The 16,436-nt window shown below is 45.6% G+C and carries 14 protein-coding genes and 1 pseudogene; 2 read left to right on the plus strand and 13 right to left on the minus strand.

Annotated features, from left to right (window positions below):
* Positions 1–6 precede the first annotated feature (6 nt).
* Entirely contained in the window at positions 7–3,279 is a 3,273-nt protein-coding gene (locus tag T499_RS0101035) for a SusC/RagA family TonB-linked outer membrane protein (protein ID WP_033149428.1), read from the minus strand.
* Positions 3,280–3,566: 287 nt separating this feature from the next.
* On the opposite strand from T499_RS0101035, the gene T499_RS0101040 reads away from it, so the two are divergent.
* The gene (locus tag T499_RS0101040) at positions 3,567–6,008 is read left to right on the plus strand and encodes a glycoside hydrolase family 94 protein (protein WP_033149429.1); all 2,442 of its coding nucleotides are present in this window, start codon (positions 3,567–3,569) and stop codon (positions 6,006–6,008) included.
* Between the two features lie 63 nt (positions 6,009–6,071).
* Here the strand turns inward: T499_RS0101040 and T499_RS0101045 are convergent, their stop codons facing one another.
* The 12 genes and pseudogenes from T499_RS0101045 to rhuM all read right to left on the minus strand — a co-directional run.
* Positions 6,072–6,524 carry a YcbK family protein gene (locus T499_RS0101045; RefSeq protein WP_033149430.1) on the minus strand — a complete coding sequence of 151 codons (453 nt, stop codon included), beginning with the start codon at positions 6,522–6,524 and terminating at the stop codon, positions 6,072–6,074.
* Between the two features lie 63 nt (positions 6,525–6,587).
* Positions 6,588–9,068: a BT4734/BF3469 family protein gene (locus T499_RS0101050; protein ID WP_084162842.1), complete on the minus strand. Its 2,481-nt coding sequence runs from the start codon at positions 9,066–9,068 to the stop codon at positions 6,588–6,590.
* Positions 9,069–9,080: 12 nt separating this feature from the next.
* Entirely contained in the window at positions 9,081–9,524 is a 444-nt protein-coding gene (locus tag T499_RS0101055; protein ID WP_033149432.1) for a hypothetical protein, read from the minus strand.
* Positions 9,525–9,546: 22 nt separating this feature from the next.
* Positions 9,547–9,867, minus strand: a complete 321-nt coding sequence (locus T499_RS0101060) for a hypothetical protein (RefSeq protein ID WP_157054459.1) — start codon at positions 9,865–9,867, stop codon at positions 9,547–9,549.
* A gap of 50 nt (positions 9,868–9,917) precedes the next feature.
* A complete protein-coding gene (locus T499_RS0101065; protein WP_033149434.1) occupies positions 9,918–10,136 on the minus strand; it encodes a hypothetical protein in 219 nt (72 codons plus the stop codon).
* A gap of 13 nt (positions 10,137–10,149) precedes the next feature.
* Positions 10,150–10,497, minus strand: a complete 348-nt coding sequence (locus tag T499_RS0101070; protein WP_157054460.1) for a hypothetical protein — start codon at positions 10,495–10,497, stop codon at positions 10,150–10,152.
* Between the two features lie 158 nt (positions 10,498–10,655).
* The gene (locus tag T499_RS0101075; RefSeq protein ID WP_157054461.1) at positions 10,656–11,318 is read right to left on the minus strand and encodes a hypothetical protein; all 663 of its coding nucleotides are present in this window, start codon (positions 11,316–11,318) and stop codon (positions 10,656–10,658) included.
* 199 nt (positions 11,319–11,517) lie between these two features.
* Positions 11,518–12,435: a hypothetical protein gene (locus T499_RS0101085; RefSeq protein WP_033149438.1), complete on the minus strand. Its 918-nt coding sequence runs from the start codon at positions 12,433–12,435 to the stop codon at positions 11,518–11,520.
* 251 nt (positions 12,436–12,686) lie between these two features.
* The gene (locus T499_RS0101090) at positions 12,687–13,292 is read right to left on the minus strand and encodes an LPD3 domain-containing protein (RefSeq protein WP_033149439.1); all 606 of its coding nucleotides are present in this window, start codon (positions 13,290–13,292) and stop codon (positions 12,687–12,689) included.
* A gap of 119 nt (positions 13,293–13,411) precedes the next feature.
* Positions 13,412–14,491, minus strand: coding sequence for a hypothetical protein (locus T499_RS0101095; protein ID WP_157054462.1), 1,080 nt, complete (start codon positions 14,489–14,491; stop codon positions 13,412–13,414).
* Position 14,492: 1 nt separating this feature from the next.
* On the minus strand, positions 14,493–14,876 hold the full coding sequence (locus T499_RS0101100) for a hypothetical protein (RefSeq protein WP_033149441.1): 384 nt from the start codon (positions 14,874–14,876) through the stop codon (positions 14,493–14,495).
* 129 nt (positions 14,877–15,005) lie between these two features.
* Positions 15,006–15,197: pseudogene (gene rhuM, locus T499_RS0101105) on the minus strand (RhuM family protein); the annotation flags it as partial.
* Between the two features lie 575 nt (positions 15,198–15,772).
* On the opposite strand from rhuM, the gene T499_RS0101110 reads away from it, so the two are divergent.
* Positions 15,773–16,327, plus strand: coding sequence for an HU family DNA-binding protein (locus T499_RS0101110; protein ID WP_033149443.1), 555 nt, complete (start codon positions 15,773–15,775; stop codon positions 16,325–16,327).
* The last annotated feature ends 109 nt before the right edge of the window (positions 16,328–16,436 follow it).

The raw sequence follows: 16,436 nt of genomic DNA on the forward strand, positions 1-16,436 counted from the left end.
TCACTCTTAAAACTTGATGTTCACCCCTGCAGAGAAGATGCGTGGTGTGACGAAGGTAGCACTCTGAGTGCCAGCAAAGTTCTGCTGTGGGTTCATACCCTTGCGTGCAGTCAGTGTGAAGAGGTTTTCGCAGGTCAGTGTGAGCATCACGTTCTCGATACCAGCCTTGCGCACCAGTTCCTTAGGCAGCTGGTAGCTAAGGTTGATGTTCTTCAGAATGAGATAGCTGGCACTGGTGAGCCAACGTGAAGAGGTAGAGTTGAGGTCGGCCTCAAGACCACTCACGATGACAGGAACGTCGCTCAGCATAGGCACACCGTTGCGGTCGATAGCATCGGTAGCAGTAGCCTGTTCGGCGGTCCAGCCCTTCAGCACGTCCTTATGCAGGGCGGTTGGGGTGCTCTGTGAGTTCATCAGCAGCTGATAGTTGCTGTCCATCACCTTACCACCCAGCTGATAGGTGAACAGGGTGTAGAGCGAGAAGGCCTTGTAGCTCACGCTGAAGTTGAAGCTACCATAGGCGGTAGGCATGGCCGAACCGTGGAACTCGCGCTTGCCATAGGTGGTGAGATAGCTGTAAGGTGTGCCATCAATCACAACCACAGCGTTCTTCTGCGAACCGGTAATCTCTGCACCGGCAGGGTTACCGTAGGTAGTGCCGCCATCGGTAAAGAAGTACTCATCGCCGTTGAACTTATAGAGCGAGAGTCCGTTCTTGGTGTTCACGCCCTCCCAGGTGTAGGTATAGAACTGATAGCGGTCCATACCCTCAACAATCTTCTTGGTACCATCGATGATACCATCGCGGTTCTGCTCGGGCAGCTTCACCACCTTGTTCTTCTCGAAGGTGATGCTGGCGCCAACGTTCAGCTTCCAGTTCTTGGTCTTCAGCACGTCCATATCGGCCGAAAGCTCGACACCGTGGTTTGAGATGGTACCCAGATTCATGGTGGTTACCGACTGAGGTGTGGTGGTATCAGTAGCACCCGCAGAGAGTGGGTTGTAGACGTTGAAGATAAGGTCCTTGTTGCGACGGTCGAAGTACTCGACATTGAAGTTGAGCTTGTTGAAGAGGCGACCCTCGATGGCAACACCCCATGACTGACCTGTCTCCCACTTCAAATCCTCGTTAGGCAGCTGAGAGATATAGTAAGCACCCTTGCCGGCATGAACATCCTGCTGATAGAGGGCCATATAGCCATAGAGACCAGAACCAGAGTCGTTACCTACCTCACCATAGTCGGCACGCAACTTCAGGTAGTTCACCCAGTCATACTGCTTCATAAACTTCTCGTTAGAGATGACCCAGCTGGCACCTGTGCTCCAGAAGTTACCCCAACGGGCATTCTTGGCAAAGCGCGACGAACCATCGCGACGGAACGAGAACTCGATGTTGTAACGGCTGTCGTAGCCATAGCGCACACGACCCAGGTATGACTCGAGGGCGTAGTTGTCGTTGTAGTCGTAGAGCTGAGCAAACTGAGTGAAGTTGAGCAGATTGGTGAGATTGGGCACAATCTCTGAATCCTTACCCGAAGCCATGTAGTTGCGGGTGAGCTTGTAGCTCTCGTGACCCAGCAGAGCGTCGACAGAATGTACGCCAAACTCCTGGCGCCAATGCAGCTGCTGCTGGAAGGTGTAGTTCTTCTGGCGAACATCGGTACGGCGCAAACGGCCGTTGTTGGCCTTACCGTCGCCAATCACAGCCGAGTAGTACTTGTTCTCTGAGTCGTTGCTCAGGTTCAGACTACCCTTCAGCGAGAGTGTGAAGTTGTAAGGCAGAATGATATTGGCGTAGGCAATACTGTTAACGGTATTGCGGATAATCTTATCGGTGTTCAACTGGTTCTCCCAGATGATGTGACGATCGGGATACTGATTGCGGGTGTGAACCACCTGACCATCGGGATCGATATATGAACCGCCATCGTACATCAGGTTGCCCATACCGTCAAGATAGTACTCACCTGTAGTCAGGTTGTGGGCATGAACAGGATAAATGGGCGAAATCTTGCGACAGAAGTTGAATGGGTTGGTATTGGCGTTACCAGTACCATAGCCGGCATTGAAGTTCTGGTGGGTAGCGTTAAGACTAACACCCACCTTGAGCCACTCAGCTGGCTGGATGTTACCCGAGAGACGAGCCGACAGACGGTCGAAACCAGAGGTCTTCAGGTAGCCCTGCTCGTCGAGATAGCCTAATGAAACCAGATAGTCTGACTTCTCGGTAGCGCCGTTGGCGTTGAAGTTGTACTCCTGACGATAGCCGTGACCAATGGCCTGCTTATACCAGTCCAGATCCTCGCCATAGGTACCCTTTATGCGGGCGTCGCTCACCAGCTTGCCGTCGGCAGTAAAGAGTGCCTCGTCGGCCTTGTCGAAGATATTCAGCTGAAGTCGGTCGGCAATCAGGTGCTTCGAGGCGTATGCACCAGCTGTAGCAGCATCGTCGCCAGCAGCCATGCGGTTGTTCTTCATGTTGAGCCACTGAGCCTCCATCCACTCGCGGGCGCCCAGACGGTCGTACTCGGCAATACCGCGTGAATAGGTACCCTGCTTCACATCGAAGGTGATGTTCATCTTACCCTGCTTACCCTTCTTGGTGGTAATCAGGATGACACCGTTAGAGGCACGGTTACCATACAAAGCAGCCGAAGCAGCATCCTTCAGTACCGACATCGACTCGATGTCCTGTGGGTTCAGGTCGCTGATGCTACCGCTATAAGGCACGCCATCAAGAATATAGAGTGGTGACGAAGAACCATTGACGGTTCCCACGCCACGAATACGGATCTGTGGATCCTCACCAGGAGCACCAACAGTGCTGTTCACCTGAACACCAGTTACCGAACCTTCCAGAGCCGATGCTACCGAAGTGGTAGGACGCAGCTCGATGGCATCGCTCTTTACCTCCTGAATAGATCCGGTAAGCGATGTCTTCTTCTGTGTACCGTAGGCCACAACCACTACCTCGTCCAGGGTGTGTACATCATTTCTTAACTGAATCTTTAAAGTTTTTGTGCTTACTGCCACCTCCAGGGGCTCCATGCCCACATAGGTAATACGCAGTGTTTTCATACCCTCTGGTACTTCGAGTGTGAAGTTACCATCATAATCGGTAATGGTACCAATGCCTGCATTGCCAACCACCTGAATGGTGGCACCAATAATAGGCTCGTTATCCTCATAACTTACCACTGTACCAGTAACCGTTGTTTGTGCCAGCGCCATCCCCACACTAAGGAACAGCCCAGCCAACATCATACTGAGTCTTTTCATTTAATTTAAAAGTATAAAAAATATATTAGTAATTACTATTCAACTTAACAAACCAAAATTATCAACCTAATCTTCTTCTTTTTTCTAAAATTTTAATCAATATCACTGGAATGAGGGCGCAAAGTTAAGAATTTTTTTTAATACTCACAAGTTTTTTTCAAAATATATGGTATTTTTATGCTCAATTCTTGCGCTAAGTTGCTCCAACTATTGTACGTTTGTGCAAATTTCGTAACTTTGCATCCGCAATTATTGATTACTATCGTTAATAAAATATTTTTCGCATCATGGAACAACAGAAACGCTACGGTCACTTCGACGACCAGCACCGCGAGTACGTGATTACCGACCCGCAGACTCCTTGGCCCTGGATTAACTATCTGGGCAACGAGGACTTTTTCTCTTTAATTTCTAATACCGCCGGTGGTTACTCATTCTACAAGGATGCCAAGTTCCGCCGTATCACTCGTTATCGTTACAACAATGTACCAATGGACAATGGTGGCCGATACTTTTATATCAAGGACGGCGACACCGTTTGGAACCCAGGTTGGAAGCCCTGCAAAACTCCACTCGATTTCTACGAGTGCCGTCATGGTATGAGCTACACCCGTGTCACTGGTCGTAAAAACGGCATCGAGGCCAGCGTGCTGTTCTTCGTTCCCCTCAAAAAATGGGCCGAGGTACAGAAGCTCACACTCACCAACCAGAGCAACGAGGTTAAGAACCTCAAACTGTTCTCGTTCGAGGAGTGGTGCCTGTGGAATGCCGCTACCGATATGGAGAATTTCCAGCGCAACTTCTCTACTGGCGAAGTCGAGATCGAGGGTAGCACCATCTATCACAAGACCGAGTACCGTGAGCGTCGCAACCATTATGCATTCTACCATGTAAACACCCCTATCCAGGGCTTCGATACCGATCGTGAAACCTTCGTAGGCCTCTATAACGAGTTTGCCGATCCCCAGGTAGTGATCGAGGGCAAGCCTCGCAACAGCCACGCCCACGGTTGGAGCCCCATCGCCTCGCATTACATCGAGGTAACCCTGCAGCCAGGCGAAAGCAAGGATTTTGTGTTCCTGCTGGGTTACATCGAGAACGAACAAGACAAGAAATTCTCTGCCCCTCAGGTCATCAACAAGGAAAAGGCACACGCCCTCATTGCCGAGCTCGACACCACCGAGAAGGTTGATCAGGCCTTTGCCGAGCTCTGTCAGTACTGGGATGCCCTCCTTAATATATATAATGTACGCACGGGTAACGATAAGCTCGACCGCATGGTTAACATCTGGAACCAGTACCAGTGCATGGTAACCTTCAACTTCTCTCGTTCGGCTTCGTTCTTCGAGAGTGGTATCGGCCGTGGCATGGGCTTCCGCGATTCTAACCAGGACCTCGTAGGCTTTGTACACCAGATTCCATCACGCGCCCGTCAGCGCATCATCGATATTGCCTCAACCCAGTTCCCCGATGGTGGCTGCTATCACCAGTATCAGCCCCTCACCAAGCGCGGTAACAACGATATCGGCGGTGGATTCAACGACGATCCCTGCTGGCTCATCTTCGGTACCGTGGCTTACATCAAGGAAACAGGCGACTTCTCAATCCTCGACGAGATGGTACCATTCGACAATCAGCCAGGCTCTGAGGTAACACTCTTCGAGCACCTCAAGATTTCGATGGATCACGTTATCAACAACCTCGGTCCTCACATGCTGCCACTCATCGGCCGTGCCGACTGGAACGACTGCTTGAACCTCAACTGCTTCTCATGGGATCCAAACGAGAGTTTCCAGACCACCGAGAACGTATCCGAGGGTACCAAGGCCGAGAGCCTCATGATTGCCGGTCTGTTCGTTGTAACAGGTAAGGATTACGTTGCCCTGTGCCAGAAACTGGGTAAGACCCAGGAGGCCGAGCGCATGCAGAAGGCTATCGACGCTATGATCGAGGCTGTGAAGAAGCACGGCTGGGATGGCGAGTGGTATCTGCGTGCTTACGATTTCTATGGCAATAAGATTGGTAGCAACGAGTGCGACGAGGCCAAGATCTTCATCGAGAGCCAGGGCTGGTGTACCATGGCCGAGATTGGTGCCCAGGAAGGTATGGTTGCCAAGAGTCTCGACTCTTGTAAGAAATACCTCGAGTGCGAGCACGGTATGGTGCTTAACAATCCCGCCTTCACCAAGTATATCTACGAGTACGGCGAAATCTCATCATACCCTGAGGGCTACAAGGAGAATGCTGGTATCTTCTGCCACAACAATCCTTGGGTCATCATCGGCGAGTGCCTCGCAGGCCGCGGTAACGATGCCTGGAGCCACTACGCTAAGATCCTCCCCTCATACGTCGAGGAGAAATACCAGACACTGCACAAGGTTGAGCCATACGTAAACTGCCAGATGGTAGCCGGTAAGGACGCCTTTAAGCCAGGCGAGGGTAAGAACTCATGGCTCACAGGTACTGCAGCTTGGATGTGGTACACCGTATCAGAGTTCATCCTTGGTATCAAGCCCGACTACGATGGTATCCGCATCGATCCCTGTCTGCCACAGACAGCAACCGACTACACCGTGCAGCGTAAGTTCCGCGATGCCGAGTACGAGATTACCATCCATCCAAACGGCGCCCAGAAGGGAGTTAAAGCCATCACCCTCGATGGCCAGCCTGTTGATGGCACCGTTATCCCCTACTCTGCAGGCAAGCACGTAGTCGAGGTTACTATGTAATCAGGATTACATATACATCTATACAAACCAATCCCCGCCCATCACTGAGCGGGGATTATTGTTTCAAACAATAATAAATGCAACCTTACGTCGATTATCTTTCGGCCTCACTGCAAAGTGCAACCACACGGCACCATAACGGTTCTTCTCTATTAGCAGCTCATCGTAATCCTGATTACTTTCTTTAGCATAGGCTATCAATATAGCAGCATATTCTATGGCCTGTTCCATACCATTAGTACGGATATCTACTGCACAGCCTGTTAAGTGATTACTGGTGGGAGCTCCACCAACCTTACGATTTAACTGCGGTGATCGATAACCAGAGTTGATGATAATAGGTTGTGAGGCTTTATCCCTCAATACTTCCAACCACTCACACAATCGCTTTAGGTTTGCAATCGCTTCATGACTAGGAATGTTATACACCTCAGGATACTTGCTCCTGGTGAACTCCCCGAGCACATAATGCTCGGAGAGGTTTGCTTTACTATTTAACTGTACTATCTGTTCCATTCTCTTTAATGTTTAATGTTTAATGTTTAAAATGTACCTGCGTACCTGCGTTCGGGGGTAACATCAGAACACCATAATGGCCTTTTTGCGATACCTGAACTTGGTGGTGCCATCTTCTACATATTCGCCAGCCTTTACTATAGTTCCGTCTTTCTGCATTCGTTTTATTCGCATACGGGCGGCATCGGGACCGTTTAGCATAAAGCAACGCATCACATCAGCTGCAGTAAACTCTTCAGGTAAACGGTTATAACCCTCTATTGTTTTCTGGTTGTGGCGACGATTGGTTGATGCATCACGCAACTTATCGTCGAAATACTTCTCAGCTAATGAACCAAAGTAGTGGCGCTGACAGGCAAACTGGATGTTTACGATTAACTCAGCCAACTGGTCGTCAATCTCGTCCGTTTCAAACTCACCGCACCAGTAGTCACCCTCTTGGTGCAAGTCGCCCCAGTGGCGCATCACGATAAAGGGTGCCGAGTAGTTAATGCCATGGTAGGCACAACGTTTCAACAGCATCTCATCGGCCTTGCTCTCATTGTCCTTGGCATCGGCCATGCGACGTGCCGTCCAGTCGTACATCGTTCGAACAATGCGTTTAATGGATAGTTCGCCCTTGGTTTTATCCAGCTTCTTGGCCCATTCAAGCAGGCGGTTGTCGCTGTCCTCATCCACTTCTTCATCCAAGTCCATCATTTCAAAGTGCGTGCTGGGCAGGGGGATGCAGGTTAATCGGGTTGCCAATCCACTACCGAAGTTCTGTTCGTTCACCTTCTTTTTCAAGGCGATGGGCGTACCGGTATAAACGTAGTTCCAAGTCACGTTAAAATCCTGCATAATCGAGTCCATGTTCGAGTAAGCCTGTCCGTCCTCCTCGTTGTGAAACGCTTTAAGCTCCAGGTTCTGCTTGTCAATCCAGCTACCACCTTTCTGTACACTCAGGGTATTATCCAACTCCGTATCAAACGTGAGCATGTGCAGCTGCATATCCGTGCCATCCACGTTTTCTACAGCGTTCACCATATCCTGAATAAACTGGGCGTTACTGGTTCGCGAGGGGTGTACACGCACCACTACCTTAGGTTTCTTGGGTTTCTCCTTATTGGCGCCCTTGGTTTTCATCTCCTCTCGATAGCGATTAATGGTGTCCTTACCTGCCTTATCGGCTGCCACAATGGGCGCAGCCAGGAACTCATACAGGCGGGTGGCGAAACTCTTACCACTGGCAGGATCGCCGATTATCAGGGCCGAGGCATTCAGGCGGCGCAGCTTCGAGGGACGATGATAGAAGCGGTACGTGCAGCGTGTCATCAACGTCATCATCAATGCGCCTGATACTATCAGTGCAGCAGGATATTGGTTGCGTTTCAATCCCTTGCAGGCATCCTGCAGCGCAGGGTAATAAGGGAACAGCGCCTCAATCTTCTCGCCCCAATCCCACAGCCATTGCTCAATCTCTTCCTCACCTATGGTGGCGGTGTCTGTCGTTTCGCCCTGCGTAATCTGTTTCCATGTTTGGCCGCACGCTTGGCAAATTGCCTCTTGCATAGCCTTTGAAGGACATTGGGTAAGGTACTTCTTTTCGCGGTCCGCCATGCGCTCTGCTGCCGATGCCACCGTCTGTGCCACGTTCTCGTCGCGCTCCTCGATAATCTCCTGCACCCACGATTGTCGTTCAAGTATCCGCTGCACCAGCTTTCGGTCGCCATCAAACAGCACCAGCAGGTCGCTTGCCAGTTTAAGACTCTCGTTGTGTCGGTTACTATCGGCTGCACAGGGCAGCTTTGCGCTATAGCGCTTATCAATAATACATTGTATATCATAATCTCGCCACTTTATTTCCACTTCATGATCATCCACCTCCCTACTCTGGTCAGCGCACAGTTGGCCATCTTGGTGGGCCACAGCAACAGTTTGAGTAACACCACTGTGACCAGCCCTATACTCAGCATTGTATTTCTCGGCAAATTCTTTGTTCTCATACGTAAACAGTTCTTTATCAATGTATAATATATCCGATTCCTTGCAGATGAACGACATGCGTGATGCGTCCTTGCAACTTTCGTCAACCTCAACACCCAGGATCTCAGCCATCCGGTGCTGGTTGTCGATGAGATTACCTACCGCAGCATCAGCCTTAAACACAACTTTCAATCCCTTACCGCTGGGTGTGATATACACCAAAAGTATTCTCCTAGCCGCGTCTTTATTTATAAAGCCGTGTTCATCCGTGCCTAATCCCCATTTGTCGAACACCCCTTTGGGGTCTTCCACGTGATCGATATCCATTACCACAAGTCCCGTTAACAGGGTGGCAGCCTGTTTGCGCCAGGCACCTGTTTTACCAGCCTTCGATGTTGTTGCATCAAACGTAGCCTGGAAGATAAACGCAGGCAGTTTACGCTTCAGACTGGCATCGCCCGTTTCTCTGAACTTATCAATGTTTTCGTTCCATTTCCCTGCCCTGACGAGCGCATAAAACTGCGCTTCGTCAACGGGCAAAGTAGGATTACTAAAATTCTTCTGATAACAAAAACTCATTCAACCTCCTTTTTATTCGTTATTACTATCTTCGTGGGCAAGCATATTGTCGATTGTTTCTTTAAATCTGTCGCCATCAACTTTGTGACCACCAAAAAAGAAATCATAACCTATCTGCATGTGGTCGTGCTTTACCCATCGCCATGAATCACCATAGAATAATTTATCAAAATCTTCTATCAGCTTCTGTGCCTCCTTGCCAGTAGTCATAGGCAACGCAAGTTTCAGGTAATTATAGCTCTGCATAATGCCAATCATGGCTATTACCAGGCCTTCAGCATCTGGCTCAACATTGCCAATTATCAGTCTAAAGATGTCGCGTGCCAACAGGTCACCTTTACGGGCAGTCAGCATAATCGACTTATCTTTCTTACGACGATAGAAACTCCAATGACAATAAAAGTCAATTACCTTGTATCCAAGTTTCTTTACTTCTTTATACAGTTTCTTTTCCATATATTCCAATTTTTAAGTTAAGCTAAACACGATCTATAATCTCGTGCGTTGCAATAATTCCCTTGGCCATCTGGCACTCACGATCCATGATGTTACACAAATGCGCCGAACTCAGTTTCGAGGGCATGGTTTCACGCCATTTGTAGCGGGTTTTAGTTTTAGCCACTATACCAAAGTCGGTATGGCCCAATATTTCCTCACAATAACGCTTGCGGGCCTGGCGCTGATACGCCCTGAACACAATTTTACCCACCTCAGCATCGTAGTGCATCGACCCTTCGACATACTTTCCCTCCTTGAGACGATTTACCACCTCATCAGTCATTTCAATGTATTTTCGCATAATTCTTTTGTTTTTAGTGAGTCGTTGGGCCCATTTGACTCGGTTAGTTACTAATCTATGATTATCTTTTTAGTTATGATGTGGCGTACTACACCTTGAGCACTTCCGGCTTTGCTCATACCGTAGCTTATCTGCCACTTGCTGCATTTAAAAGTCTGTTGTACTTTCAGTCCCATCAGCTTGCAGGTGCGCTCCCCTTCGTAGTCTATCACCTTATGCTCGCACGATGCACAGCAGCACTTAATCTCTATACCAAACAGGTTTCTCATTTTGTATATTATTTTAGCAATCTTCAAAATCTTCTTCTTGTTCTCTCATAATACCATGTTCTACGGCAATCAGCGTATAACAGCAGTCCAGCACATAGTCAGCCGATGGGCACCCCGTGGTACGTACCACATGTCCGAGTGCGAAAAACAAAATGTCTTCGGCCATCTCACGCTGCATCTCTCTACAGAATCCCAACAGCTGCCAACGCAGCATTTCCAGCAGTTCTGCACTCACTTCGTCCTCAACCTGGGCCATAATCTTTTCAGCACAACGGGCAATACCGAAGTCGCCGCTCAGATCCTTGCTAACCACATGGTCAACCTCTGCGTAGTGTTCTACATAAAGCATTCTTCTTTTCATTTCTACTCACTTTTTTAATTCTACATTTATAAACTAATTTTGCATCGTCGCGAGGAGGTTTATTTCCTTTTGACGATGCAAATGTAGGCATAAAAAATTGCGTCGAACGGCGTATCCGTCATATCAACTTTTTCCCGTCTTTTTTTCCACAAATTAGATTAATCTTCCACATTTTTTCCACAAATCCACTCTTTTATTACCTCCCAAAATGTATCGCAAAGTGTTCTATGTGGGTTATAGTCCATTTCGTAATACAACTCATCGTAATCCTCAATCTGAAAATCGCGACGCAGATTCTTAAACTCATTACCACTAATGGCAATCCTTGCAGGCCAGCCACTTGGTGTTGACTTCTTAGCCATACCAATAAAGTCGCATTGGGTAAGGCTGGCATCCAGCCGGTCGTGAATCACGAAATAGATGCCCTGCCATTGATTCTTAAATCGGAACAGCTTGGGATAGTTGGCACGCAATTCGCCAAGACACGAACGCAACAAGCAGGAACGCTCATCAGGCGTCATACAGCGATACTTCTTACGTACCAGGTCTTCCACACTGCAACGATACCTGGTTGATGGGCTAACCTTATCCTCATCCATATTAGGAACAGGGTATTTGCGCACCTGATAGAAGTCACGTATCTCGTTAGCCTTATTAATAAGGTACGCAAGGCCATGCGCACATCCATGCGCCAACAGCGAACACACGTAATGTTCGGCTAATGCGTAACTACCTGCACCCATAGCCATGTTTACCAACTGATCCTCGCGAATCCTTACACCATCATGCCAGATGTACTGAACTTCTTGTTCATTTCTCATAATCTTTTTTAGAGTTATGAGTTCAGTCTTAGGCCTAATCCCTCCCTCAGAGTTAATAATATATTTAATTTTAGCGGGTGCAAATATATGTGTTTTTGAACATAAAAAAGAGACCAATTCCGAATTTCGGAAGTGGTCTCAAAATAAATTCTGAAAATTCGAAAAATTCCGAAAATTCTGAAAATTCCGAGTTCATTAGTCATGCAATGAGTGCAAATTTCTCCAGTTGGCGACAGAGATTTAAGAAGTCGATATCATTATCGTATTTCTTATATTTAGCGCCACGATACGTACAATACGACGTACTGTCACGCCCTTTCCCACTACCGAATTCATCAACAAACACTTGGTACGGTATGGGTTCGTTCAGCATTTTCAGTTTTATAAGAGCTCGTTGCCCCATCATCACCGCCTGCGAACTCAGCTTTCCGTCGGTAAACTTATGCAGTATCTGCATCACGGCATCCACATCAGTGGCTATTATATAGTCGCGATACTTCTTTACCGATTCAATCTTCAGCTTCTTTATCTTCTTTACTTTCTTCGTCTTCTGCTCCAAAAGTTTCTTACATGCGGGTGCCAATTCTTCAAAGCCCATTCCTAAAAAAGGGTTCAGTGTATCCTGATGCTTGGCATATAGAAACGACTCATAGCAGTTCCTTGCAATCATATTCAACGCTTCGTCGTAGCCCATATCCCAAGGTTCAAGATCCATCTTCACCCCCTTCTCCACCAGTATCTTGTTAAAGGCTCTTTTCACCACCTTCAACAGTGTGCGTGCATCCTTGAATGCCGGTTTATAGTCGAGCAAAGCCAGATATGGAAACTCAACCCTGTCGCTCACCTGGATACAAATCTGGGCATAGTCATCAGGTGTTGTATAACGACCCACGCTTATCATTATTTCGCCCGCCTTGGGCACTATCGAGTATTTTCGTGTATATTTCTCGTTCGTTTCAGGATCTCTGAAATCAAAACGTTTTCTACGATAGTCGTTTTCAATAGCTTGTTCTACCAGTTTCAGTAATTTTACACCTGCAGGTCCACCAAACAACGTACCCTCGGTGCTTAAGAGTTGGAGCTTGTACATCTTTAAGCTCCATTTTGTTTTCCTCATTTTGGTTTTCGTTTATATGATAGTATTTATTTAGTAAACTTCCAGACTCCCTTTCAGGTGCCACAAACATAACAAGGCGGTGCGTCTTTCATCATTAAGACTTTCCGCCCAAATATTAAACGGAAAATCTTATGTTATCATCATCTCTTTGCCCTCCTCTGCAAAAAAAATAAGTTCAACATGTTTTCTAAATTATCTCTGATATAACAAGCCATTTCCCTAATTATGATAGAGAAAAGTATAAAAAAATACTATTTTGCTTGCAAAATTGAAATTAATCTCTTATCTTTGCACTCAGAAAGTACATCGGAGACTTGTTCTCCGTCATCAGAAGACTCCTTGGAAGCAAACGGGCGCTTTATCTCGTCAATACTTCTGAGGAGTTTATTTATTTCTATAGGTGTTAATGCGTGGTCATAATAGGTACATCCATTTTTCACACCAATAGCCAGTTTAACAGTATAATCTATGCCCTCCATTTTCAACCCCACAACGTAATATCTAAAGGTATCATACTCGTTTTTGTTTTTCTCATTCAGATCTTCTGCTATGAATATAGATTTCCTTATTAGTTCTGGTATAAGAGCCAACGACTTCAAGTGAGCCAAATTTTCAGCATCATGCCTTGTAACCTTTTCAGCACCCTTACGAGTCACTTTAATCAAATCGCCAGTATCAACATTAAGATAACTGCCTCTGATGTTAGCCCTCAGATACTTCTCAGCTGATTTGTTAGTCAACTCATATAAACCTTCGTACTCTTTTCCTGTTGATATTACTATTTGACTCTCTGCGAGTTTCTTTATTCGCAGAGAAAGCAAATCTGTTTCTTCATTATTGGTTTCTATGTTGTTCATTCTTCAGTTTTCTAAATATGCTTGCAAAGATAACACAAATATTTGTAAGCGCCAAAAGTTTTATGGGGAAATAACATTCAACGCAACTTTTTTCAAAATTCAAAAAGCTGATATAATACTTAAAGTTGTTTCATCATCTGATCCCATTCTATCTCTTTTGCTTTACGAATATTAGGGATATCATAACTACTACAGACAAATGTTTGTTCTTTCACACTACTATCATTGTCTATATAAACACAGGTGGCATAGTGATAAGAAACACCAATACTATTCTTATGAAATATTATCAGCTGACCGCACGTAGAATTATAAACGACATCTATAATAAAGTGCCTTTGTCTGTCAAACATAAAATACTTTTTATCCTTTATGAATACGTAATACTCGTCAAGGCTGCTACAATTATCAGGGATGCGCATAACTGATTCGTCAATTTCAACTCGTAATGCTGCCATCGTCTCCTTTGAAAATATACTTTTTCCATAGCCTAATGGTGTTTGACAATCATTGTATTCGTCATTTAGAAACGACTTGTACATCTCATCTTTAAGCCCAGAATAATAATCGTACCTCATTTGTCTATTTTCCCCTTGAGCGGGAATTTCCTGTGGTGATGGTTGAGGGAGAGATTCTTCATCATTAGGATTATTAATCCAATCACGACACATAGGAGAGCAGAGTAAGAATTCCTTAAGATTATCTACTGCCTGTTTACTAACATTAATTTCCAGGCAGGTAATACCAGATTCCACAATTTTCTGTCTCTTTCTTCCATTTACCTCATGAGTGTTATTAATCTCTATTGCCCATCGTTTGCCATCCGCTGTGATACCAACAATGTCAGGTTGCATATCTTTTCTATCCTCACGTCTTTCGACTTCAACTTCCACAAACTCTAGTTTGCGAGGAGCTACTGATTTATATTGCGGAGCCATTACAGACATATTCTCCTCAATGATTTTTTCTGAAAGCATATGCAAAATTGTCATAGTAGCTCCATGGCAATTTGAATGCTTTGAATGAGCGAAATATCGAGCACGAGCACCTGTACCTATTCTTGCTTCAAGTGGTTTCCTACATTTAGGACACCGGCAATTACAGGCCAATCCATGTTCTTTTATGCTGTAGATGCTTACTAACTCATTATTTGAATTAAGCGCATACGGCAGTTTTCTATCATAAGCGGTCCTTTTCAAATCACTTTTTTATACTATTTTGTACCACTTTATCAAATTCCTCTTTCGTGCAGGGTTTACGTAAAATCCAATAGGAAGTTGTAGATGTAGAGCCTGTTCCTCCTGAAGAAGCTCCATGAGTCGTAGCACCATTCAAATACATTTCCCATCCTTGCGAAAAGAAATACATCAAGGCACCAGCTGGAGTAGAGAATTTGACTTTTTCTCCATTCTCATCACGAAGGCGTTTCACCTCATTCCCATCATCATAAAAGACTTTAAATTCCTCATTTGTAAAATCTCCGTAGAAAGATACAATATTATAAATATAATACTTATCTGTCTCCCCTTGGCAATAACCAAACAAAGGAATTGTCAATAATAGCAATAAAAATACCTTTCTCATAAAACAAATCATTTTTGTTGCAAATATAATGCAATTAAGCGAAATCGCCAAAAGTTTCATGTGAAAACTTGTGTAACTTGCAAGGAAGTTGAGAATTATACCTACTTCAACTTACTGTACAACTCAAGCCCTTTGAGAGTTAACAGCTATGGCCGATTGCACCTTATATCCTAGAGCTATTATCACATCAAGATTGTAGTGATCGATGTTTCGACGCACCTGGCGTTTACCCTCTTGACGAACTAATAAGAATTTCTTATAAGTTCCCTCTTTATCGAGTTCTCCATCTGCATAGATATTGGAGATATGCATTGAGATATCATTCAAAAAGAGTCCCTGCTACACCACACGCTGGAAAGATGTGATTAAACTGAAGTAATGCCGAACGCCGAACGCAGGTACGCAGGTACATTTTATGTGTTCGGACTGCGCATGTGAAGAAAACGATATAATCTATATTATATATTTAAATTTATATATATTATAATATATATAAATTATATAAAGAGATATAACACAGGCTGGTATCACTTGATTTTTACAAAATGTACCTGCGTACCTGCGTTCGCCATACCCTGTAAAACGGGTATATTTGGGCGGTACGGCAGAATCTGGTGGATAGTTTACGAGTTTTCTGTAAATCCTGCCGAACTTTCTCTTAGATTGTAAGGTGGTATTATTATAATAGTATATTTAAGGCCCTTTATATATCGTATTATTTCTTTACATTTTAACATTTCAAGAAAAATCAGAGAATAGACGAATAAAAACTCTTTTTGCATCGATTTTTTTTGTACCTTTGCATCGTCAAAAAGAAACAAAGTGCACACGTGGATTGAGACACACGAGAGTAATTAAAATTAGTATTAACCATTAAAATTAAAAAGTATTAGAGTATGGCAAAGATTTTTTATGAGTTGCGACAGAACAAGAACAACAAGTCGCAGGTATTTGGCAAGTGGTTCGCCCACAGCAAGAGTATTGAAACCCTGAACACCCGCAAGCTGGCAAAGCACATCAGCGAGCATGGTAGCGTTTACACGCAGGATGTAGTATTTGGTGTGCTTGAGAAGTTCCGTAGCTGTCTGGTTGAGATGCTGCTGGAGAGCAAGCGAGTGAAGATCGACGGTCTGGGCACCTTCTTCACTACCCTGGAGAATGAGCCCGGCGGTGCTCCCAAGAAGGAGGAGTTTAATGTGGGTAAGAACCTGAAGGCTCTCCACATCCGATTCATGCCTGAGCAGGAGCAGGAGATGAACATCTCAAGTCGTGAGTTCCTGAAGAAGGCCGAGTTTGTGAATGCCGAGAGTCTGCTGAGCGGCGATGGTGAGAAGACCACCAACGGCGGTGGTAGAAGCCAGGGCGGCAATACCGGTGGAAACACCGGAGGCGGCGGAAATAGCGGCGGTGGCAATAGCGGTGGTGGAAGCCACGAGCCTATCGGAGACTAAGGGCTGGGGCTTAGGCCCCACCCTATTCCATTGACCATTAACCATTGACCATTGAGTAATAACCTTTTAAAGATTAACCATTATGACAAAGAAAGAGACATTAAAGTTT

It is taken from the genome of Prevotella sp. RM4, from assembly GCF_000701965.1.
Classification (GTDB): Bacteria; Bacteroidota; Bacteroidia; order Bacteroidales; family Bacteroidaceae; genus Prevotella; species Prevotella ruminicola.

What these genes read in the sequence shown, in the direction of transcription:
- T499_RS0101040 (WP_033149429.1), top strand. Translation starts at nt 3,567, where the DNA reads ATGGAACAACAGAAACGCTACGGTCACTTCGACGACCAGCACCGCGAG.
- T499_RS0101050 (WP_084162842.1), bottom strand. Translation starts at nt 9,068, where the DNA reads ATGAGTTTTTGTTATCAGAAGAATTTTAGTAATCCTACTTTGCCCGTT.
- T499_RS0101055 (WP_033149432.1), bottom strand. Translation starts at nt 9,524, where the DNA reads ATGGAAAAGAAACTGTATAAAGAAGTAAAGAAACTTGGATACAAGGTA.
- T499_RS0101075 (WP_157054461.1), bottom strand. Translation starts at nt 11,318, where the DNA reads ATGAGAAATGAACAAGAAGTTCAGTACATCTGGCATGATGGTGTAAGG.
- T499_RS0101065 (WP_033149434.1), bottom strand. Translation starts at nt 10,136, where the DNA reads ATGAGAAACCTGTTTGGTATAGAGATTAAGTGCTGCTGTGCATCGTGC.
- T499_RS0101060 (WP_157054459.1), bottom strand. Translation starts at nt 9,867, where the DNA reads ATGCGAAAATACATTGAAATGACTGATGAGGTGGTAAATCGTCTCAAG.
- T499_RS0101045 (WP_033149430.1), bottom strand. Translation starts at nt 6,524, where the DNA reads ATGGAACAGATAGTACAGTTAAATAGTAAAGCAAACCTCTCCGAGCAT.
- T499_RS0101110 (WP_033149443.1), top strand. Translation starts at nt 15,773, where the DNA reads ATGGCAAAGATTTTTTATGAGTTGCGACAGAACAAGAACAACAAGTCG.
- T499_RS0101070 (WP_157054460.1), bottom strand. Translation starts at nt 10,497, where the DNA reads ATGAAAAGAAGAATGCTTTATGTAGAACACTACGCAGAGGTTGACCAT.
- T499_RS0101035 (WP_033149428.1), bottom strand. Translation starts at nt 3,279, where the DNA reads ATGAAAAGACTCAGTATGATGTTGGCTGGGCTGTTCCTTAGTGTGGGG.
- T499_RS0101085 (WP_033149438.1), bottom strand. Translation starts at nt 12,435, where the DNA reads ATGAGGAAAACAAAATGGAGCTTAAAGATGTACAAGCTCCAACTCTTA.
- T499_RS0101090 (WP_033149439.1), bottom strand. Translation starts at nt 13,292, where the DNA reads ATGAACAACATAGAAACCAATAATGAAGAAACAGATTTGCTTTCTCTG.
- T499_RS0101100 (WP_033149441.1), bottom strand. Translation starts at nt 14,876, where the DNA reads ATGAGAAAGGTATTTTTATTGCTATTATTGACAATTCCTTTGTTTGGT.